Source organism: Alteromonas sp. 76-1 (assembly GCF_900654235.1).
Lineage (GTDB): Bacteria > Pseudomonadota > Gammaproteobacteria > Enterobacterales > Alteromonadaceae > Alteromonas > Alteromonas naphthalenivorans.
Genome location: NZ_LR136958.1, coordinates 3,460,738 through 3,480,503, shown reverse-complemented (window position 1 = coordinate 3,480,503; position 19,766 = coordinate 3,460,738). Strand labels below are relative to the sequence as shown.

The 19,766-nt window shown below is 41.6% G+C and carries 20 protein-coding genes; 9 read left to right on the top strand and 11 right to left on the bottom strand.

Translation table 11 applies throughout. The features are described 5' to 3' along the window. Window positions 1–5: 5 nt before the first annotated feature. Together ALT761_RS15035 and ALT761_RS15030 are read right to left on the bottom strand one after the other, a co-directional pair. A complete protein-coding gene (locus tag ALT761_RS15035; protein ID WP_129739791.1) occupies window positions 6–1,049 on the bottom strand; it encodes a response regulator in 1,044 nt (347 codons plus the stop codon). 306 nt (window positions 1,050–1,355) lie between these two features. Then, the gene (locus ALT761_RS15030; RefSeq protein ID WP_129739790.1) at window positions 1,356–1,958 is read right to left on the bottom strand and encodes a LysE family translocator; all 603 of its coding nucleotides are present in this window, start codon (window positions 1,956–1,958) and stop codon (window positions 1,356–1,358) included. A gap of 261 nt (window positions 1,959–2,219) precedes the next feature. Here ALT761_RS15030 and ALT761_RS15025 point away from each other — a divergent pair, with 261 nt between their 5' ends. Continuing rightward, the gene (locus ALT761_RS15025) at window positions 2,220–3,647 is read left to right on the top strand and encodes an aminotransferase-like domain-containing protein (protein ID WP_129739789.1); all 1,428 of its coding nucleotides are present in this window, start codon (window positions 2,220–2,222) and stop codon (window positions 3,645–3,647) included. Window positions 3,648–3,773: 126 nt separating this feature from the next. Here the strand turns inward: ALT761_RS15025 and ALT761_RS15020 are convergent, their stop codons facing one another. The 4 genes from ALT761_RS15020 to ALT761_RS15005 all read right to left on the bottom strand — a co-directional run bounded on the left by ALT761_RS15020 (window position 3,774) and on the right by ALT761_RS15005 (window position 6,917). Then, window positions 3,774–4,862: a rhomboid family intramembrane serine protease gene (locus ALT761_RS15020; RefSeq protein ID WP_129739788.1), complete on the bottom strand. Its 1,089-nt coding sequence runs from the start codon at window positions 4,860–4,862 to the stop codon at window positions 3,774–3,776. A gap of 2 nt (window positions 4,863–4,864) precedes the next feature. Further along, on the bottom strand, window positions 4,865–5,482 hold the full coding sequence (locus tag ALT761_RS15015; protein WP_129739787.1) for a hypothetical protein: 618 nt from the start codon (window positions 5,480–5,482) through the stop codon (window positions 4,865–4,867). 215 nt (window positions 5,483–5,697) lie between these two features. Further along, window positions 5,698–6,309, bottom strand: coding sequence for a DUF1287 domain-containing protein (locus ALT761_RS15010; RefSeq protein WP_129739786.1), 612 nt, complete (start codon window positions 6,307–6,309; stop codon window positions 5,698–5,700). Window positions 6,310–6,488: 179 nt separating this feature from the next. Further along, window positions 6,489–6,917 carry a hypothetical protein gene (locus tag ALT761_RS15005; RefSeq protein ID WP_129739785.1) on the bottom strand — a complete coding sequence of 143 codons (429 nt, stop codon included), beginning with the start codon at window positions 6,915–6,917 and terminating at the stop codon, window positions 6,489–6,491. A 353-nt stretch (window positions 6,918–7,270) separates the two neighbouring features. On the opposite strand from ALT761_RS15005, the gene ALT761_RS15000 reads away from it, so the two are divergent. The 3 genes from ALT761_RS15000 to ALT761_RS14990 all read left to right on the top strand — a co-directional run bounded on the left by ALT761_RS15000 (window position 7,271) and on the right by ALT761_RS14990 (window position 9,032). After that, window positions 7,271–7,579, top strand: a complete 309-nt coding sequence (locus ALT761_RS15000; protein WP_129739784.1) for a hypothetical protein — start codon at window positions 7,271–7,273, stop codon at window positions 7,577–7,579. A 204-nt stretch (window positions 7,580–7,783) separates the two neighbouring features. Next, on the top strand, window positions 7,784–8,743 hold the full coding sequence (locus ALT761_RS14995) for a DnaJ C-terminal domain-containing protein (protein ID WP_129739783.1): 960 nt from the start codon (window positions 7,784–7,786) through the stop codon (window positions 8,741–8,743). Then, a complete protein-coding gene (locus ALT761_RS14990) occupies window positions 8,736–9,032 on the top strand; it encodes a chaperone modulator CbpM (RefSeq protein ID WP_129739782.1) in 297 nt (98 codons plus the stop codon). Before ALT761_RS14995 ends, ALT761_RS14990 begins: the two co-directional genes overlap by 8 nt. A 7-nt stretch (window positions 9,033–9,039) precedes the next feature. Here the strand turns inward: ALT761_RS14990 and ALT761_RS14985 are convergent, their stop codons facing one another. Continuing rightward, window positions 9,040–9,960: a LysR substrate-binding domain-containing protein gene (locus ALT761_RS14985; protein ID WP_129739781.1), complete on the bottom strand. Its 921-nt coding sequence runs from the start codon at window positions 9,958–9,960 to the stop codon at window positions 9,040–9,042. A 134-nt stretch (window positions 9,961–10,094) separates the two neighbouring features. Here ALT761_RS14985 and ALT761_RS14980 point away from each other — a divergent pair, with 134 nt between their 5' ends. Continuing rightward, window positions 10,095–10,328, top strand: coding sequence for a hypothetical protein (locus ALT761_RS14980; RefSeq protein ID WP_013783055.1), 234 nt, complete (start codon window positions 10,095–10,097; stop codon window positions 10,326–10,328). A gap of 28 nt (window positions 10,329–10,356) precedes the next feature. On the opposite strand, the gene ALT761_RS14975 is transcribed toward ALT761_RS14980, so the two are convergent. The 4 genes from ALT761_RS14975 to ALT761_RS14960 form a co-directional block, all read right to left on the bottom strand. Beyond that, window positions 10,357–11,088: a glycosyltransferase family 25 protein gene (locus tag ALT761_RS14975; RefSeq protein ID WP_172602900.1), complete on the bottom strand. Its 732-nt coding sequence runs from the start codon at window positions 11,086–11,088 to the stop codon at window positions 10,357–10,359. 111 nt (window positions 11,089–11,199) lie between these two features. After that, window positions 11,200–11,748: a YaeQ family protein gene (locus ALT761_RS14970; protein ID WP_129739779.1), complete on the bottom strand. Its 549-nt coding sequence runs from the start codon at window positions 11,746–11,748 to the stop codon at window positions 11,200–11,202. A gap of 255 nt (window positions 11,749–12,003) precedes the next feature. After that, window positions 12,004–14,013, bottom strand: a complete 2,010-nt coding sequence (locus ALT761_RS14965) for a RecQ family ATP-dependent DNA helicase (protein WP_129739778.1) — start codon at window positions 14,011–14,013, stop codon at window positions 12,004–12,006. Window positions 14,014–14,327: 314 nt separating this feature from the next. Beyond that, complete coding sequence (locus ALT761_RS14960) at window positions 14,328–14,966, bottom strand: TetR/AcrR family transcriptional regulator (RefSeq protein ID WP_129739777.1); 639 nt, start codon at window positions 14,964–14,966, stop codon at window positions 14,328–14,330. Window positions 14,967–15,173: 207 nt separating this feature from the next. Between ALT761_RS14960 and ALT761_RS14955 the strand changes: the two genes are divergently transcribed. From ALT761_RS14955 to ALT761_RS14940, 4 genes are all read left to right on the top strand, one after another. After that, the gene (locus ALT761_RS14955) at window positions 15,174–17,387 is read left to right on the top strand and encodes a TonB-dependent receptor (RefSeq protein WP_129739776.1); all 2,214 of its coding nucleotides are present in this window, start codon (window positions 15,174–15,176) and stop codon (window positions 17,385–17,387) included. Between the two features lie 62 nt (window positions 17,388–17,449). After that, window positions 17,450–18,604, top strand: a complete 1,155-nt coding sequence (locus tag ALT761_RS14950; RefSeq protein WP_129739775.1) for an amine dehydrogenase large subunit — start codon at window positions 17,450–17,452, stop codon at window positions 18,602–18,604. Window positions 18,605–18,607: 3 nt separating this feature from the next. Then, window positions 18,608–19,171, top strand: coding sequence for a MauE/DoxX family redox-associated membrane protein (locus ALT761_RS14945; protein WP_129739774.1), 564 nt, complete (start codon window positions 18,608–18,610; stop codon window positions 19,169–19,171). Beyond that, window positions 19,164–19,766: a thioredoxin fold domain-containing protein gene (locus ALT761_RS14940; protein ID WP_129739773.1), complete on the top strand. Its 603-nt coding sequence runs from the start codon at window positions 19,164–19,166 to the stop codon at window positions 19,764–19,766. Before ALT761_RS14945 ends, ALT761_RS14940 begins: the two co-directional genes overlap by 8 nt.

Genomic DNA, 19,766 nt, shown 5'->3' with positions numbered 1-19,766 from the left:
CTACCTTAACCGCGAGCTTTAAATATTTCGTCACCGAAACGTGACTGAATATCTCTTATTTTTTCTAAACACTCTAGAAATAATGGAACAAGATTAGGATCAAAATGTTTACCAGATTCAGACTCAATCAGCGCTATGGCGCGCTCTTCGGTCCATGCTTTTTTATAAGGACGCTCACTCGTTAACGCATCAAATACGTCGGTAATAGCAACAATTCTCGCAGAAAGAGGAATTGCTTCACCCTTTATACCCTGAGGGTAACCACTGCCGTCCCATTTTTCGTGATGGTAAAGTGCAATTTCTCTTGCCATGTTCAACAATGGCTCATCGCTGTCGCCAATGATTTCGCATCCAAACTGGGAGTGCTTTTGCATGACTTCCCATTCCTGCGGATCTAATCTGCCGGGCTTGAGTAAAATAGAATCTGGTATACCTATTTTTCCTACGTCATGCATGGGAGCTGCGTTGTGAAGAAGGTCAATCCACTCTTCAGACACGTCAAGCTTTTCAGCTAAAAACTTGCTGAAGTAACTCATGCGAATTACATGCATTCCAGTTTCGTTGTCTTTATATTCAGCAGCTTTTCCTAAGCGGCGTATGACTTCAAGACGAGTATGATGTAAGTCTTCTGTTCGTTGAGCGACAAGTGCTTCTAAATGACGGGCTTGGTCGTAAAGGGCAATCTGTGCTTTTACTCTCGACACTACAATTGGCGGACTAATAGGCTTAGCAATATAGTCAGCAGCGCCTAGATCAAAACCTTTTTGCTCATCTTCTATTTCACTTTTTGCGGTTACAAATATGATGGGAATAGAGGCAGTAGAAACGTCTCTTTTTAGTTGGCGACAAACTTCGTAACCATCTACGTCAGGCATCATTACGTCCAGAAGAATGATATCCGGTTTATTTCTACTCTGAGCTATTTTTATAGCTAATGTGCCGTTCATTGCCGCTTTAACTTTAAAGTAGGGGCTTAGCACTGCAGAGAGTAAGTCGATGTTTTCAGGTGTATCATCTACTACCAGAACGGTTTTTTTTTCTACTGACAACGAAAAATCTCCTTTTCATTCGTGTGTCTAACGCCATAAAAATCGTGTCACATTCGCTATCAAGCACTTTTAAAGACGAATTTTCTCGAAAAGTAATATTGATATAATACTTTAGTGTAAAGTTTAGTCTACAGAAGTAGCACAGTAAAATGCTATTGAGATTGAAGAGTATTTTTTTTCATACTCAAGTGTGTAATTTGATACTAGAGTGTTTTAACAAGTGCGTTGGGGATTACTACATAAGTTCTGACAACGAAATTTGAGTACATTATTGACAATAATGTACTCGCGGAATAATTCGTGATGCTACACAATCAGAAACAATGTAGCAGCTGTGGCGGCTGCCATGGTGAAGTTGAAGCGTTTTCTGCGTAGGGGCGAGCTAAGCCAAATTTTTATTTTGGCACCAACTGCAGCCCAAATTGAAATGCACGGGAATCCAATAAACGCAAAAGCCATAACAATAATAAGGCCTGATTCTGCATAGTGTTCACCGGGGATAGAAAATGTGCCTACGCTAGCTAATGCCATCATCCACGCTTTTGGATTAATTAATTGAAACAGTGCGCCCTCCCACCATTTAAGTGGCCCTTGGCGGGTGGATTTCTTGATCTCAATTTCATCAGTTGGGGCAGTGGCAATTTTAACGGCCAACCACAACAAATACCCTATGCCTAATACTTTTAGTACGGTATACAGGGTGGGTAATAATGTGAAAAGTGCTCCTACGCCCAATAGCGTGCTAATCATTAGCCCTGCCACCCCCACTACAATGCCTAACATATGTGGAATTGACTTCTTGTAACCATACTGCGCTCCAGATGCCAATAGCATTAAGTTGTTGGGGCCTGGCGTTACTGTGCTAACAAAAGCAAAGGTGGCGAGTGCAAAAAGTAACGAAGTTTCCATGATGGTCCTTTTCTCTATTCTTTTATTTAAATCAATAAGCGACAGTTAAGTTGCACATTTAGAAGCGTTATTTAATAACGCCACAAAATAGTACGATTTAATATGTGTATGCATTAGTCCCAAATGTATTGAAAGTTAGCCATACAGATAAGCAGGAAAGACGACTGTATGCTCAATTACCATTAGATCTGTATGGTAAATTCTGTTGATTAGATGAGGTATAGTTATCTGTATGGTTTTTGTCTATATCGAGTAGAATGAATGACACTGTATGAGTCGCTTGCCTGTGAGTTAAAAGCGCAAATTGATCGAGGGCTATTTGAACAAGGAGATAAGCTTCCCTCAGTTAGGCAACTGTCTAAAGAGCACCACGTCAGCATTGCTACAGTACAAGAAGCCTATCGGGTTCTAGAGTCTCAAATGTACGTTGAAGCAAAGCCTAAATCAGGCTATTTCGTATCGTCAAATACCACATTGAATAACACGCCTAAAATGACTAAGCCGCCACAACGGCCGATGGATGTGTCTCAGTGGGAAGATGTACTCAACATGCTGTTGAATACGTTTAACAAAGACAGTGGAATTGAAACGCGATGCCAGTTCCAGCACGCCATGCCTAACATGACTGCTAAAACCTTAAAGCCACTAACAAAACGCCTACATGAGTTAACAAAGAACAGGCCGCTTGATGGCATGGTCTACGGCGATGTGAAGGGTGATCAGAACCTTAGAAAGCAGCTTAGCAGGCTTACTGCTGCCTCGGGCTGTAGGTTGCAGTCAGATGAGTTTATCGTTACCTCAGGTTGCCAAGAAGCGCTATCGGTATGCCTTCGTGCGGTGGCCACTGCGGGGGATGTAATAGTGGTTGAGTCACCGGGCTTTTACGGTGCCATGCAAGCAATAAAAGGCGCGAATTTAAAAGCACTAGAAATACCTACAGATTCTGAAACTGGCTTGAGTTTAGATGCATTAAAACTGGCGCTTGATCAATGGCCGGTTAAAGCCATATTGGTAGCACCTACGGTCAATAATCCTCAGGGTTTTGTTATGCCCGATGATAAGAAAAAAGCGCTTTACGATATGGCCAGAGAATACGACGTCGCCATTATTGAAGATGATATTTACGGAGATATTGCGTATTCATATCCGCGCCCAAAAACGGTTAAGTCGTTTGATGAGGATGGCCGGGTTTTATTGTGTTCGTCATTTTCTAAAACCTTAGCGCCAGGGTTTAGGGTGGGGTGGATAGCGCCTGGAAGTTTCAGGAACAAAGTACTTCATGCAAAGTATGTTAGCAGTTCCATGTGCCCTACATTGCCTCAACTCGCCATAGCAAGTTTTATTGAACAAGGTGGTTATGACAAGCACATACGCGCAATGCGCCATTACTATTTAAGCGCTCGAGACGCACTTCGCGCTGATATTAAGCGTTATTTTCCACAAGATACATGCGTAAGTTACCCTCAAGGTGGGTATGTACTGTGGGTTGAATTAAATGCGAAATACGACGCGGTTAAACTGGCTGATAAAGCCAAAGAGCATGGTATTTATATTGCCCCGGGGCAAATGTTTTCAGCCACTGGAAAATATCGAAATTGTTTGCGGTTCAATTTTATTGATGGCTCGCAGGAAGTTCGCACACAAAGTATAAAATTGCTTGGCGAATTGATTGATTCATTTACTAGTTAAAGGCGCTTTGCCTGAGTACTTTTATTATCATGCTTGGGGGATAAAAGAGGAAAAGCAAAAGACGCTTTGGATTTCAAGCGAACGTGAGCCAACAACCTTTTTAAAGGCTGTTGGCACTCAGTAAGGCTAGCGCTTCACTTTTACTTCTTGACTATTGAGCACAGCCAACAACGGATTCGCAGCAAGCACTTGCTTTTTAAAAGCCATCCCGATAGCGATGCCAGCAATAAACCCACCGATATGAGCCCAATAAGCTACGCCACCTTCGCTATCATCAGACAAATAAAGGCCTAGAATATTGATAAGCAGCCAAAGTCCAAAAAATATCGTTGGGCTAACTTTTTTCTGATAAACAATAATCATCACCGTTAAACTTGCATGCCTAAACCATAATAGGTACATACCAAACAAACCGGCAATAGCTCCACTAGCCCCTACCACAGGAATAAATGAGCTTGTATTAGCTAGAGTTTGAGCAGCAACAGCAGCCAAACCGCACAAGGTATAATAAAAAATAAATTTACCATGTCCGAGGGCGTCTTCTAAATTGTCACCTATGATATACAAGAAATACATGTTTCCTAATAGATGCATTACCCCTGCATGCATGAACATGTGCGAAATTAATGTCCACAACTGCTGTCCATGACTGACTTGGTCAGGATGTACAGCAAAGTTATCAAAAGCATAAGAGTCGTCAATAAACCCAAAAGCATAACTAACAAAGAAGAGTAGATTTAAGAAAACTAAAGAATACATAGCCCAAGGCGTTTGTTTAGGCTTTAAGTTGTATTCCACTGGCATTTGAGACAAAAATTGAAATAACCATGTACGCTTTTGAGTAGGCTTGTCTAATTCTAATAAGGCTTTTGCTATTGCAGGAGAATGAGTCACTTTTTCCAACTCATCTTTGTCCAACCATACACCACTGCAGCTTGGACAGGCATCAACTTCAACTTCAAACCCCGCCATCAGATAATATCGAAATAGCTTGGTATCACAAACATGACAATGTCTTTCTGATGCACCAAGCATTTCACCCAAAGCCTCTTCTAAAACAACTTTCGAATGACCGTTGTCAGCCACAGATAAAGCATCGTTTAGTTCACCAGCCTCTAGCCAGATACCATTACAGACTTGGCATTGCTCAACTTCCTGTTGATGAAATACATGCTTATCCATTGAAGTGCTTACACAATTAGGACATTTATCCATAACTATGCTCCTTCACTATTCGTCAAAGGGCTAACATCGATACCAGCTTCAACTAATTCTTGGTGTAGTTGAGTATAATGATGAATAAGATCACTTAGCGCGCCATCAGTTACCTTTTCATTGAGCGCTAACAACAAGCTCGAACCGTACTTAGGCCCGAATTGATTACCTTCCATTTTTTTAATAATCAACGCAACTTCAGAATTATATCGACGGATTGCAGAGAGAATGTTGCTTGGTGTTTCTAATGCATTTGGGGAATATTTCATACTTTCCCACACAAAATCGCTGACAACGGGACGGTTAGCTTTTATGTCATAAATAGGTTTGTTTTGAAGCAGGTTAGCATAGGCATTCAGGGCAATAATATTATCATCGAGCTCATCGGCTAAAGCGTGTTGTAGATAATAGTTTTTTTCTTTGCTATTTAAATTTTCAAACAATAGCGCTTGCGACAAGCCTTCTTGTGCGGCTAAATAAACGCCTACCACGGTCGCAATAACCATAAATATTTGTCCGACCCAAAATCCAGTTTTAACTAAATCAGAATTATCTAATTTTATGACTGGCTGTTGCCTTTTTATAGGTTTCGCGGGGGATTTGGGTGTTGCAGAGTCCATTTCTTCTCACTTCCGTTATATGCTGTTTAGGTAATGTTAGTTCAAGGGTTATTTCGACGAAATAATACCATAAATGAATGATTTATTTATAAATCACTATGTAAATTAATAGGCTAGATAATATGGCCACGCTGTAAAGAAATAACAATTTTGTAGTCAAGTTCTGGAATTTTACGCCTAATATGGACGTGGAAAAGAATGGCTCATGTTTATTCTTAGATGTTCATTGAAGAGGCGAGGTAATGTTGTGGTACGTAACGATAGTGCCCTGTTATTCGATATCTAAACAACATATCTTCAATAGTTGGGCCTGAGCCAATATTATGAATTATAAGTGGGTTGCCACTTGCTTCTGAAAGTGTAGCGCTGACAATACCTATATGCGGTAAATTTCTAGGTAGTGACCAAGTGACAATATCTCCTGGTGCATAATCTTCTGCTGCAAGCGTTATAGGTAAACTCTCACCATGTCGAGATAAAAACACCTGTAAATTGGGCACACGACGATGATCGATATTTCTATCTGGTTTATTCAAACCCCAAATTTGTTTCGATGGGTATACTGCAAAGTTATCAGACATATCTTGATGAACAAGCATTTGTAAATCGGTGCCAAGTGACCGATAGGTGCGGATGATTACGTCTGTGCAAACGCCAATATTTTTCGGAACGTCACCATTGGGGTATGCAATAGAAAAATATGACCCATCATAGGTAATGTCATGTTTGGTGCGTTCAATTGCAGCGGAAACTATATCTTGCTCGAAACTACCACCCAAACAATACGGAGAGAACATCAACGCTATAATGCTTAGCAGTTTATTCATGTGGTAAATACCGCCTTCACCGACCTCTGCAGAGTATGGTTGATACGCTCCTTAGCCAATAGTGTCGCAGTCAAAGTTTTTATGAAATGACTCTCAGAAAAACCACCGCATACATTGAAACACTCAAATCTAGGCAGACTATCTGCCTAGATTCAAAGTGAAGAGCGCGTTGAGGTGTATTAGTCTTTACTATCACACTCGCTTACGTCACCACCCATTTTTTTCTTCATTGCAATACATGCTTCACGCACTTTCTCAGCACCAGCATCCATCATGTCAGCACCTTTTTCTTTGCCATCTTCGTACGCGTCAGAGGCCATATCTTTGCCGTCTTCATATGCATCGGAAGCCATGTCTTTGCCGTCTTCATAAGCATCAGAAGCCATGTCTTTACCATCTTCATAAGCACTTGATGCAGAGTCTTTAGTTTCATCCCAAGCATCAGCTGCTTTTTCTTTTCCTTCTTCGTAGCCGTCAGCTGTCGCGTCGCCAGCCTTCTCCATTTCCATCATGGCTTCTTTTTTTGCTTCTTCTGTTGCCTCTTTATTAGACTCAGAACAACCTACTACAGACAGTAATAATGCTAACGCAATTGCTTTGTTTTTCATGGTGAAACTCCTTTTGCTGAATTTAGTGCAAATGTTAAGGTTAGTAATAAAGTTTTGTTCAATTATTAGCGTAACGCGAGAAGAAAATATCGGTCGTTATCACTAATCGTTGAAGCTTCAGTTTAGCTTAAATTGTCATCAAAGTGTTAAGAGTATTAGCGCTTCTAGTCACCTTTTGAAGCTTTTCATCTGCTGTAGCGCTTATTTGAGTGCTCTTGATACTTTTTACGCTTACAGTCCATTTTAAACGTTTGCATAAATTCTATCTCTATCTGCGTTCCTTCTGTTCAGCTAGTAGTTTTTCGTTTAGATTTAGCGGCTATAAAAGTTAATCTTCACCTTGGGCTATATTCATGAAAAAACTTTCTAAAGTGCAACTTAAACAACAAGCACTTGTCCTTGATGTTGCGAACATGCTTGAAGAGCAAGGGCGCGCTGAAATTCCCGGCATGGTGCAGTGCTGGTTTGATATGAAATACGAGATGTTCCCAAGCTCTTTATTACTGCGCTTTCAGTTTGAAGAAGAACAATCGTTAGCCGCCGCGGAACCGGAATTATTAAAATGGCGAAAGCGATTAAGCGCCGCCATGGTGAAAAAAGGGGTTATTCTAAAAGATATGCGAAGGCATCTAGTATTTACAGTAGAAGGGCCTGATGATTAAATCAGGTTTGCGTTTTTTGTATGGGTCACATTGCATTGGCCCCCCTTCATTTTTAGCCTAAATCGAAGCCAAATTTCCTATACAACGTTAATCATTCCCTCCCCATTTTTTGTAGACCTGTTGATATTTGATCAATATCAAATGATGCTTTATCGGCATCCGCTATATTAAGTATTCTATAGCCACTACGCTGAGCATCATTGAATGGAATTTAAAGATTATTATCAGATCCTTGGTGTTAAAGAAGATGCTGATTTAAAGGAAATAAAAAAAGCCTATCGGAAGCTTGCGCTAAAGCTGCACCCAGATATGCAACCAGACAGTAATTCCGATGAAGAATTTAAAGAATTAGTTGAAGCTTATGAGGTGCTTAAAGATCCGAAGCGCAGAGCTGAATATGACGAATTGAAAAAATATGGTGCAACTTCACACGATAATTTTCAACCGCCACCAGGCTGGCAAAGTAATAACGATTTCAATGGCGCTCATAACGGCGGCGACTTTTCAGACTTTTTTAATTCCGTATTTGGCGGTGGTTTTAATCAGGGGCCGCGAAGTCATCAAGCAGACGATTTTTCTGGGTTTAGCGATCACGGCCAAGATGCTGAGATTGAAGTGCCAGTATTCCTTGAAGACTTGTTTTCAGAAGCGCCTAAAACAATTCAATTTTCGATGCCATCATTAGAAAATGGGCAGATTAAACACGTCAATAAAACCCTAAAAGTTAAAATACCAGCCGGCGTGGTTGACTCAGAGCGGATTAGGCTTAAAGGCCAAGGCGGCAAAGGGCAGGGGCAAGGTAGAGATGGCGATCTTTATTTACACATTCGATTAGTACCACACCCACTGTTTGATGTTGAAGGGCATAACCTTGTTCTAACTGTACCTGTTTTACCGTGGGAAGCCGCGCTGGGATGCAAGGTTGAAGTGCCAACGTTGACCGGCAAAATTAGTTTGAATATCAAGCCAAATAGTCAAACAGGTCAAAAATTACGGGTTAAGGGTAAAGGCCTTAAAATGAAAACCGGCGTTGGCGATATGATTGCTGTTTTAAAAATCGTTATACCAAACACAACCAGTGATGAAGACAAAGTGTTATGGCAACAACTGGCGGAATTAAAACACGACGACCCTCGCTCACAATGGAGTAAAGAAAATGGTTGATACGCTGCTAGTAATATCATTCGAAGAACTTTGCCAAGTTGAACGGTTAAACCAAGAAATGATAGTTGAAGTTATTGATTACGGGATAGCTGAACCTGTTTCTGGCGACGATAAGAACGACTGGATGTTCGATACCAGCAGTGTTCGTTGGGTCAAAAAAGCCATAACGCTATATTCTCAATTAGAGTTGGATTGGGTAGCGGTAGCGATGATTGTTGAGTTACTGAAACAAAAAGAAAAGCTGACAGAAGAAAATGAATATCTTCACCGTCGGCTAACGCGGTTTTAACCTGTTTTTACGTTTGTAGTGCTTCATGGTTTGCCATTTTTTTTGTAAGCCACTCACAGAAATGCGCTATGCGTTGTTGTTTTGGTGAGTTCTTTAGATATACAAAATGAGATTTCCAGCGCACTGGATGGGGAATATCAATGGGTACCACCAATTGCCCTGATTTCAAATACTGACCAATCATAACATCAGAAGCTAACATAACACCCTGGCCTGCCAGTGCTGCGCTAACGGCAAGATCGCTCGAAGATACCACCGTCTTTCTTAGTATCTTATTTGAAAGATTAATTTTGCTGTGTTCAAAGTATGCTTCCCAACTTGCTTTCTCTTCTCCTGCAAGTGCGAGTAGGCGTGCCCCCAACATGTCTTTAACGCTATGCAGCTGCATTTGAGTTTGAAACTCAGGGGAGCAGGCGGGCACTACGCCATTTTCACCGAACCTTTGTACAATAAGGCTGTCATCCTTGGCCGCTGTGCTAGAGGTTGAAAAGCGAATGGCGATATCAATATCGCCTTTATGTAAGCTTTCAATGCGATTAGATGCTTGAATATTAATATTTATGGTGGGGTACTGATTAAAAAACTCGAATAAGTTGGGCATAAGCCACAATGCACAAAAAGCCTGAGTGGAGGTAACGGTTAAACTGCCTTCCAAGGGCTCTTCATGTACTTGATTCAAACCACTTACGATTTCACTAAAACCTTTCTCACAGGATGCATAAAGGGTTCTTCCCGGCCCAGTTAGCAGCATTTTTCGAGCTTGCCTACGAAATAAGCTTACCCCTAAATTAGACTCTAGCTGCCGCATTTGTTGGCTTACCGCGGCTTGCGAGATATACAGCTCTTCTGCCGCTTTGCTGTAGCTTTGATGCCGGGCGGCTACTTCAAAACAAAGCAGGTTATTCAGCCATCGTAATCGTTTATCCATTAATCGTTGTTATATAAGTTCAGCTTATCTTTTAAGTTAGTTTTTATCGTTGGTGAAGTAAAGGGTTAATCGCGAAACTTACGTTACCGAATGAGGAAAAACTTACGAATTTATGTCGAAAAGGGATTGGCGAAATGAACATGAAAACGAGCAGGGTTGGCGCATGCTTTAGCGCGATAAAAATCAACATGACTAGGTTTGTGATTGGTAATTCTCGCGTTGGCAGCACACGTTCAATAGTGGGTGAACAGCCTATAATGGCTAATAAAGAAATGTCAGAAGAAAACAATGGAAGTGGTACTAAAAAAAGTATGTTGTCGAAAATGGGAGATAAGTTGTGCTTATCAAAGTGGAGTGCATTTAAGTGAGGGTATTTAAGAGAGTGTTTAGGCTTTCTCAATGATTTAAAAACCAAAAATTGAGGCAGAAATGTTTAAAAAGGTGAGCCTGGAATTTTATTAGATTAAAAACTTTCACAACAGGGTTCCCACTTACACTATTTCTTCTACCAAATTGGTCAATGTCGCTATGTAGCTTTCTTGTTTTAAACGGGTAAGGCTTAATACCTAAAGCTTTTATTTTATCTACTGCTAACCATTGAAGTTCAACGTCCAAGGGCCTAGAAAAAGATTCTGTATATTTTAGCAACTTTTCAGCGCCACTATAGGAAATGACTTGTGCAGAAGCGCCAATAGGTAATTTATTATATTTGACCACAGAAACACCTTCAGACATGAAGACGGTTGTCGCAGAACGTTTCTCATGCACTTCGTTAAGGTTTATGTAGTCCCAAGGCTCGTTGATTTTATCTATTACTTTATCTAGTTGTTGAAAGCTATGCTCGAACATCACATCGTCTTCTAGTACTACGGTGAACGCTAGCTTGTGCTCGACAATAAAAGACCAGGCTTTTCTGTGGCTAAGAAAGCAGCCGATTTCCCCTAAGGTTAATTTTTTATAGTAATTTAGCTTGTTAGCACGCTTTGAATATCCTTGGTGCATAACATTATCTGACGAGCCTTTAATTGCCGTTATGACTGAAAATTCAGCTGAATAGTGCTTTGCGCTCTGCGTAAACAAATTGAGTCGGTCGATGGACTCCGGCAAGTTAATTAGTAGAATTTTCACTTGGATATATATAGAAGAATCATAATCCAATCATGTTATTAGGTATTTATTGCAACATTATGTCGGCCAGATCAGCATCTAACGGCTATCTATTCTGCACCGTTAAAAAAATTACAAATGCTTTTCAATTTCCACTTCTATACATTCGCTCTTGCCAGCGCTTTCGATAGTTAGCCATATTTGGCCATCTTGCACCGTTACTTGCATTTGCATTGAACGGTCTACGGCATTAGCTAACGAGGTAGAAAGGCTTTCTGGCAAGGTGAAAACCGATAAGTTCTTTCTTGTGCGTAGGCTGTTTTGTTCTTTCTTCCACCAAGCATCGAAGCTGTTATCTGCGTAAGCATAAATCATCATCTGCTGGCTTTGATTGCAGCCTTTTTTAATGCGTTGTTCGGACGGTTGGCCCAACTCAATCCACAGTTCTATTACGTCGCTGAAGTCCTTTTGCCAAATGTCTGGCACTTCGTCGTCAGATAACCCTTTTGTAAATTGCAGCTGTTCATGAGCATTCACAATAAAAGCAACAATACGAAGCATCATACGTGCATCGTTTTCAGAGGGATGACGAGCAACAGTTAAATTGTGCTCATTGTAGTAATTGCGATCCATATCGGTAATTGATATATCCGCTTTAAAAATGGTTGCTTTAAGAGCCATGGTAATCCTGAGTATTTTGCTGAGCGCGTTATGTAAGGCCTAACGCTAGTCTTATTAATCTTTATACTTATCTTTATGTAGCGCCCGCACTATTGTTATTTGGTGCTAGCACTTTTAGGTAGCGTTTTTATGCAAGTATACGAATTGGGCGGCGCGGTGTTACTGCGACACGGTGTAACTGAGACACGGTGTAACTGATACTATGGTCCGCGCATATTTGCCGCGTAGAGTAACAGATATTAGGGATAACAGGTATTAAGGCCTAGCACCTTCATCTAAAATCTCGCTAACAACGGCTTTCACATCCGCATATCTGCAAAACTCGCAGCTGCCAAACCCTGCAACTTGCCTTACTTTTAAACGGGTAAACAAAGGCATGGTCATGGCGGTTAAAAAACGGCAATAGATAGATTCAGTGATGGTTTCGTTAAACTTACCTTCAAGGTGAGTATTAAGGGCAGCCATCGCCTGGGCTACTTGTTCTTTATCTGGCTGGGGGATAGGCGTTGAATAGTCTAATTTGGCCACTTTACCATTGCACACACTGCAGTGGCCGCATTCTTTTGGCGCCTGTTGGTCATCAAAATACGCCGACAAGTTATAGTTTAAACAGGTGTTAAGCTCGAAGAACCGTACCAGCGCAGCAATACGTTTTACTTCTTTACGTTCATTTTCAGCAAAATAGTGGGCGAGGTTTTCGGCTAGGCTATTGGGTGAATCATCTGCTAACAGTGCTTGCTGATTAACCTCATATACATCGGTAATTAACCGCGACGCTAGCTCGATATGATTATGTTCGTGTAAATATTCTAATGCCGTTACTACTCTTGCGCGCTCAGCCCCGTAGTGCTCAAAAATACTGTCGAAATTCACTACGCCCCATACTTTTTTCATATCGGTATGGGTGAAAACGGCGTTTAGAAAATCGCTTCGCTCTTTGCTAAATAGGTTGAGAATGTCGGCTTTGTTGGTATTAAAACGGTACTTGAACTCAGCAAAATAGGCGTATAAAGGGCGAATAACCTTGGCGAGTTCTAGTTGTACTAGCAAGGTTTTAAGCGGTAGCTGACGAATATTGCTTAAAGTCGACAAGCTATTTATTTGGGTTTCCCATTGGTACGTACCGCCACTAGGGCTGCCGTGTGAGGCACTAGTACTTTGATCAGGAGCTTGACTGGCAATGTCTTTAATTACCCGTTCAATAGCGGATTTGTCTGGGGTGTCGCCATAAACAAAGTTTTCAATAGTCACTAGACCGTCTAGGTTGGCCAGCACAGTGCAGTTTGCGTTTTGTCCGTCGCGGCCACCTCGACCAATTTCTTGGCTGTAGTTCTCGATAGACTTGGGTAAGTCGTAATGTACAACAAAACGAATATCAGATTTATCAATGCCCATGCCAAAAGCAATAGTGGCCACTACCACTTGTAGCTTGTTCACCATGAAATCTTGTTGAATGTTTTGGCGAATATCGCCGTCTAGTCCGGCATGATAAGCGCTTGCTGCGACACCATTTTGTTGTAAAAACCGTGCGACTTGTTCGGCGGTTTGTTGCAACGTTACATATACAATACCCGCGCCTTGCTGGCGCTGAAGTTCTTCCAGTAAGGCTTGGTTTTTATTCTTCTCAACAACCGGCAGTACATTCAAATTAAGGTTGGGCCGATAGAATCCCGTTTGAACAATATTATCTGTCGCAATATTAAACCGACGTGCCATATCAAGCTTCACTTTTTTAGTGGCCGTCGCAGTCAGCAGTAACACTAAGGGAATGTTTAATTCTTGCTGATAGGCTGGTAGTTTCAAGTAATCAGGACGAAAGTTGTGCCCCCATTCAGAGATACAGTGGGCTTCATCAATTACTAACATTGAAACTTGAATCGACTCTATAAACTGCCTAAAACGTTCGTTCTTAAAGCGCTCTACCGACACCATGAGTATTTTGCATTCACCAGAACGTACGTCGTTCATGACTTGCTTATTTTGTTCAGCGGTTAGTGTTGAATCGATGCTGGCGGCAGCTATGCCTTTACTATGTAAAAAGGCGAGCTGATCCTTCATTAGCGCCAACAACGGCGACACTACTAAGGTTAAATGAGGTAGTTGCGTTGCTACAAATTGATAGCACAGCGACTTACCTGAACCCGTGGGAAATATGGCAAGTGATGAGCGCTGATTAAGCAGACTATCTACAACCTCTTGCTGACCACTACGAAACGATGAAAATCCAAAAAGGGTTTGTAACAATGAAGAGTAGTCTGTGGTCATTAAGCTGCACATTCCTGTATTTAATTAGGGGTATGATACCGCATTAGAAGATGGGTTTGTTGCTACTACGTTGATTCCTTCACTTTACCTATTGGTTTCGTCCTAAAATGATTTCAGTGCATCTAAACTAAGTAAGTCTGCTAACGAAATAGATGACACGCTTAACAGAGTTGAGCAACAAAAAAAGGGTGGTTCAAGCGATGAGAGCTAGGCGTAAACGCGTATATTTATAACCACACTATAAATTAAGAGCGCAAAAAGTGTGCAATGTGATTAAATTGCGCTCAAATCTGGTGCAAAATGGTACGAGTGTCCTATTTTTGTGGTTGATTTTTACTATCCGAATCGGGAATGTTTCCGCTTTCAATCAACTGAATTGCAGTATCGTAAATCATAATTATTACATCTTCACAATCTTGGTTATAAGACTTTTTAAAACCGATAAACATGGTATGCCCTTCGATAATTGAAGAAATAAATAACGCGATTAGCTGACATTGTTTTTCACTAAGTGAGGGGTTTATTTCAAGGGCAATATCTTGGTAAATCTTGCGATAAACTTCATACATATTTTGCATCAAACCATCTACGTATGCATCGTGATTTGACAGTGACCATATTTCAGGAAAGAAAACGGTTGTATCTCTGGTTTGCAAATCTCTCGTCACAAATTCAATGACACTTTTGAGACAGTCCTTCGGGCCAGGGGCTTTGTTTCTAAGTTCTCCAAGCTGAAGTATGTACACACTAATGACTTCATCAAGCATTGCCGAAACAAGCTCCTCCCGAGTTGCAAAATGGTGCTGTAAATTACCCGGTGATATACCTACTTTTTTCGCAACCTTGCGTATAGAAAAATTATGATACCCCTCATCAATCAGTAATTTTCTGGCTGCTTCTAGAATTTGTTTCTGACGTTCTAATCCAGCTTTATAGGGACCGCGTTTTGGCATGTTTTTCCTTGGTCTTTGTATCTTGATAATCGCCACTATTAGGCCTAATAAATTTACCTGCCTAGTCGCGTTCAATTATACGCGAATCTGCTTTTACTTACATACTATTCACAACTCAATATAGTTCACCTGTACCAATTTGGCTTGGAAGTTGCTCAGTCGTAATTGAAACGCATAAAAATTATAACTTGAAACTGGGGGAAGAACATGAGGATAAGTAATATTGCACTCGCGCTTGCTTTAGGGGGAGTTACGCAACAATTCGCCTTTGCACAGCAAGTATTCGAAGAAATAAGCGTGGTAGCTCAAAAGCGAGAACAGAGCGTTCAAGACGTCGGGATAGCCATTACAGCACTATCAGGTGAGCAACTTGACGCTTTGGGTTTCGATAACGCTCAACAAGTTACGGCGATGGCGCCAGGTGTTCAAACAGTTCAACCTAACGGTGAAGCTAATTATTCTGTAGGTATTCGAGGCGTAACAAATTCCGATTTTACCACGAATGTAGAAAGCCCTGTCGCGCTGTATGTTGATGAAGTTTATATCAGCCAAATGTCTGGTGCTGGGTTCAGCCTATTCGACCTTGAACGCGTAGAAATACTTCGCGGCCCTCAGGGAACGTTATTCGGGCGAAATGCTACAGGTGGTTTGGTGCATTACATAACTCGAAAGCCTACCCAAGAACTTGATGCTTATGCAAAAATCACATTTGGCGATTACAATCAGAAAAAATTTGAGGGGGCTATTGGTACTGGCCTGACTGATAATTTGTCTACCCGCGTTTCTGTCAATATCAACAAAGCCGATGGGTATATTACTAATCGTTACACCGGCAATGATCTTAATAACGCTGATGATAAGACCGCCCGCATACAATTCCTCTACTCGCCAACCAGTGATTTTGAAGCGTTATTTAATTTTCGTTACGCTGAACAAAATATTGATACCGGTTTTTTTGAAAATGTAAGTTCAGTTCGTTCGGGTGAGCTTACGCCTGATGAAATTAACCCTGTATTGGGATATATCGACAACGACGGCGATGTATATGCAGGTGACTATGACGACCCCGGTTTCAACGACTTAGAAACCAACGGCGCTACAGCAACGCTTAATTGGCAAATAAACGACGAGTTGAAATTGGTGTCAATTTCCGACGTGTCGAATGTTGAGCGCACTTATATTGAAGATAGTGATGCTTCACCCGTTCCTCTTTTTAATTTTTTCCTTACTACAGATGCCAAACAGTTTTCACAAGAGTTGCGCCTAGAAGGCAGTGCAGGGGATTTGCTATGGGTTACCGGAGCCTACTACCTCGACCTAGATATAGATGATTCCAATGGCGCTATTTCTGATCCACTTATTGGTGGCGGAGGGACTACCGCAGAGGGTAGCGAAGGAGGGTTGTTCAACCCTTATACTTCAACGTTAACCTCTACTTCAGTTTTTGCACAGCTGGAATATCCATTTCGGGATGACCTAACCCTTATTGGTGGCCTTCGCTTCATTCAAGATGAAAAAGAGTTCGATTTCAGTGTTAGCGCCGTTGAATTTTTAAACCCTGAGTCGGTTGCAGGTTTTGCCGATAGCGATAACATCGCTCTTCAAGCCGTTTTAGGTGAATACGCTGCAAGTAGGAAAGACTCCGAAATAGCGGCGCGGTTGCAGCTTAACTGGTATCCAGTTGAAGATATGTTGACATATTTTAGCTGGAATCGCGGTGTGAAAGGCGGTGGTTACAACGCCCCCATTTTTCCGCTAGCTCCCCCCAACGATTACGATGATGCCACGTTAAGTTACGACCCAGAGCAACTTGATGCATTTGAGGCTGGGCTTAAAACGGATGTTGGTGAGTTCGGCCGGCTAAATGCCGCTTTGTATTACTATGATTACAACGATTACCAAATCTTCAACATCATTGGTTTAGATACCATTACCATCAATTCGCCAGATGCATCATCAAAAGGTTTTGAGTTGGAATACCAAGGCCAAATTGGAGACAACTGGGATGTATTACTTGGTGCAGCCTTCAACGATGCTGAAGCTACCTTAGCTGATGGATCAACAACCACGCCAGTACAATCACCAAAGTGGAACTATAACGGGCTTGTTCGCTACAGCATGCCGTTAGCGGATGGCTATTTAGCCTTACAGGCAGACTTTGTATTTCGTGATGACGTTAAGTTCGCACTGTCTGACGCCGAAACCGTTCAGCAAGAAGCCTACACCATTTACAACGCCTCTATAACGTACACCTCGGGTGACGATTCTTGGCAGGTACGCGCCTTCGTCGATAACCTTGCTGACGAAGAATATGTGGTACAAGCGTTCGATCTTTCTGGGCCCGATGTATTTGGTATCACCGAGCAATACTACGGTAAACCTAGATGGTGGGGCGTGTCCTTTAAATACTCGTGGTTTTAAGTTTATGGCGCGGCGTTGAAAAACGCGGCGAATTCGAGTCACTTATTCAGGAACATTTTATTATGCGTAAACAACTGACTAACGCGATATCCGCAGTACTTTTGGCATGTTGTGGTTTACCCGCAGCGGCCGAGTTGGCACCGGAGCCTATTCCTTCGGTAGAAACATTACCTTCAGCTTATCCTGACACATGGGTGTTTGCCCATGATGTTAATTTCAATTCAATGATAGCAGGCAAAGTCGCTATTATTGACGTTGCAGCAGACACGAATGAATTCAAAGGGTTTGTTGATGCATCAATGATGGCAAACTTTGTTGAATCAAAAGACAAGCCCCTCCTTTATGTGGCCGAGTCTTTCTATTCTAGGGGGACAAGCGGAACACGTACCGATGTTATTTCTATCTACGACAAAGCGACGTTAAAACGAACTAAGGAAGTTCTGTTACCTAAAAATAACCGTGCACAAATTGTTGCTAGTAAGTACATGTTGAAGCTAGTCGATAACGACAAGTATCTGTTGATACTCGCTTTTACACCGGCAACTTCAGTCATGGTTATGGATACCGACTCACTGGAAATACTCAGTGAACTGCCCATCGCGGGCTGTAACTTAATTTACCCTATGGGAGACAAAGGCTTTGCTTCTCTGTGTGGTAACGGTGGAATGAAAGCTGTTTCATTTGATGAGAAAGGGCAAGAAACAAATCGTACCGATTTAAAGCCTTTCTTTAGCGTTGAAAACGATCCCTTATTCGATAAACCTGTTTTTATCGGTAAAACCGCTTATTTCTTTTCTTACAAAAGCCAAGTTCAGCCCATTGACTTGTCTGCGGCTGAACCTAAGTTACTGCCTACATGGTCATTAGTTTCAGACGAAGAGGCGAAGCAAAATTGGCGTCCAGGAGGATGGCAGTTTGCTTCTTCAGATGATGACAAATTGCTATACGTTGTTATGCACAAAGATGGCTACAACGGTAGTCATAAATTTGGTGGCGAAGAAGTGTGGGTGTTCGATACCACCACTCAAAAAAGAGTACAACGCATAACGTTGAAAAAGAATGCATTCTCGATTGAAGTTACGCGCTCTGAAACCCCTCTATTGGTGGTCACCAATATTGAGATGGGCTTGGATATTTACGACTTGAAAGGGGAATATCAGCGCTTCATCTCTGTTGGTGACTCCACTATGCCAATTGTGCTTCATAGAGGGAGGTAGACCATGTTAGGCGTTCTTCTACAGGTTCTACAAATTGGTTTATTAGGCTTTTTTCTTTCACTAATTTTAGCCAGTGCAGTGCATAAATTGAAAGAGCCAGCACGATTTCGGCAAGCCTTTGTTGCTTACGAACTTCTACCACATTCATGGGCTTTACCTGCGGCCAAAGTGGTGCCTTTTATCGAGTTAGGCGTTATTGCTGTAGCGATAATAGCGTTTACCTTGGTTACTCCTTTCATCACCAGCGTGGTCATTTTTAGCTTGTTTGCTACCTATGCTGCATTTTTGGCTCATGCAGCGCTAACTAACAAAAAGCTAGAAGATTGTGGTTGTTCACTAAATTCACCGGTGGCCGAGGTGGAGCCTGCGCGTTTGTTAGTGCGCAACCTTATGCTCATGGCATTAGTGGCTGTATTTTACTTTTCTTTCCATTCCTATTCTGACTCTATGGCGGTATGGGCAATGGGCGTTATTTTTTCACTGCTTATTTTTATTACTTACAACAGCATTGATGGTGTGATGGAAAACCACGCCTTGTTAAAAAACTTGAGGGTTAGACATGATTAATTTACTTATCGCTTCAAACATCATCTTGTGGTTAGCGCTAATTGTACTGGCTACCATTGTATTTGCCTTAATACGTCAGATTGGTGTGCTTTACGAACGAGTGGCGCCAGCGGGTGCACTATCTATTAATAAACAATTAAAAGTGGGCGATGTTGCACCAAAATTAGATGCAATTAATCTAAAAGGCGAACAAACAATAACAATTGGTGGAGCGCCTTCGTCAGGTAAATGTCAGTTGCTTTTCTTTGTCTCGCCAACCTGCCCGATGTGCAAATCGCTTATTCCCATTGCTAAATCAATATCTAATGAAGAGCAGTCATGGGTAGATTTGGTTTTTGCAACAGATGGCGATAAAACACAAATTGAACAATTTGTTCAGGCCCAAAAGCTAGAAAAAGCAAACGTTGTAAACAGTGAACTTGTAGGTAAGCAATTTGGCGTTGCAAAGTTGCCATACGCGGTGCTAATTGATGAAAAAGGTATTTTGCAAGCGATGGGTATTGTTAATTCTCGTGAGCATATCGAAAGCTTGTTTAACGTGAAAGAAACTGGCTACACCAGTCTTCAAGAATACATGCAGAAAAACTTTGCCTAA

Coding starts and splice junctions, on each gene's coding strand:
- ALT761_RS15020 (WP_129739788.1), bottom strand. CDS start 4,862: ATGGATAAATGTCCTAATTGTGTAAGCACTTCAATGGATAAGCATGTA.
- ALT761_RS15010 (WP_129739786.1), bottom strand. CDS start 6,309: ATGAATAAACTGCTAAGCATTATAGCGTTGATGTTCTCTCCGTATTGT.
- ALT761_RS14970 (WP_129739779.1), bottom strand. CDS start 11,748: ATGGCTCTTAAAGCAACCATTTTTAAAGCGGATATATCAATTACCGAT.
- ALT761_RS14990 (WP_129739782.1), top strand. CDS start 8,736: ATGGTTGATACGCTGCTAGTAATATCATTCGAAGAACTTTGCCAAGTT.
- ALT761_RS15000 (WP_129739784.1), top strand. CDS start 7,271: ATGAAAAAACTTTCTAAAGTGCAACTTAAACAACAAGCACTTGTCCTT.
- ALT761_RS14950 (WP_129739775.1), top strand. CDS start 17,450: ATGCGTAAACAACTGACTAACGCGATATCCGCAGTACTTTTGGCATGT.
- ALT761_RS14955 (WP_129739776.1), top strand. CDS start 15,174: ATGAGGATAAGTAATATTGCACTCGCGCTTGCTTTAGGGGGAGTTACG.
- ALT761_RS14960 (WP_129739777.1), bottom strand. CDS start 14,966: ATGCCAAAACGCGGTCCCTATAAAGCTGGATTAGAACGTCAGAAACAA.
- ALT761_RS14985 (WP_129739781.1), bottom strand. CDS start 9,960: ATGGATAAACGATTACGATGGCTGAATAACCTGCTTTGTTTTGAAGTA.
- ALT761_RS15025 (WP_129739789.1), top strand. CDS start 2,220: ATGACACTGTATGAGTCGCTTGCCTGTGAGTTAAAAGCGCAAATTGAT.
- ALT761_RS14980 (WP_013783055.1), top strand. CDS start 10,095: ATGAACATGAAAACGAGCAGGGTTGGCGCATGCTTTAGCGCGATAAAA.
- ALT761_RS15030 (WP_129739790.1), bottom strand. CDS start 1,958: ATGGAAACTTCGTTACTTTTTGCACTCGCCACCTTTGCTTTTGTTAGC.
- ALT761_RS14940 (WP_129739773.1), top strand. CDS start 19,164: ATGATTAATTTACTTATCGCTTCAAACATCATCTTGTGGTTAGCGCTA.
- ALT761_RS15015 (WP_129739787.1), bottom strand. CDS start 5,482: ATGGACTCTGCAACACCCAAATCCCCCGCGAAACCTATAAAAAGGCAA.
- ALT761_RS14965 (WP_129739778.1), bottom strand. CDS start 14,013: ATGACCACAGACTACTCTTCATTGTTACAAACCCTTTTTGGATTTTCA.
- ALT761_RS14945 (WP_129739774.1), top strand. CDS start 18,608: ATGTTAGGCGTTCTTCTACAGGTTCTACAAATTGGTTTATTAGGCTTT.
- ALT761_RS15005 (WP_129739785.1), bottom strand. CDS start 6,917: ATGAAAAACAAAGCAATTGCGTTAGCATTATTACTGTCTGTAGTAGGT.
- ALT761_RS14995 (WP_129739783.1), top strand. CDS start 7,784: ATGGAATTTAAAGATTATTATCAGATCCTTGGTGTTAAAGAAGATGCT.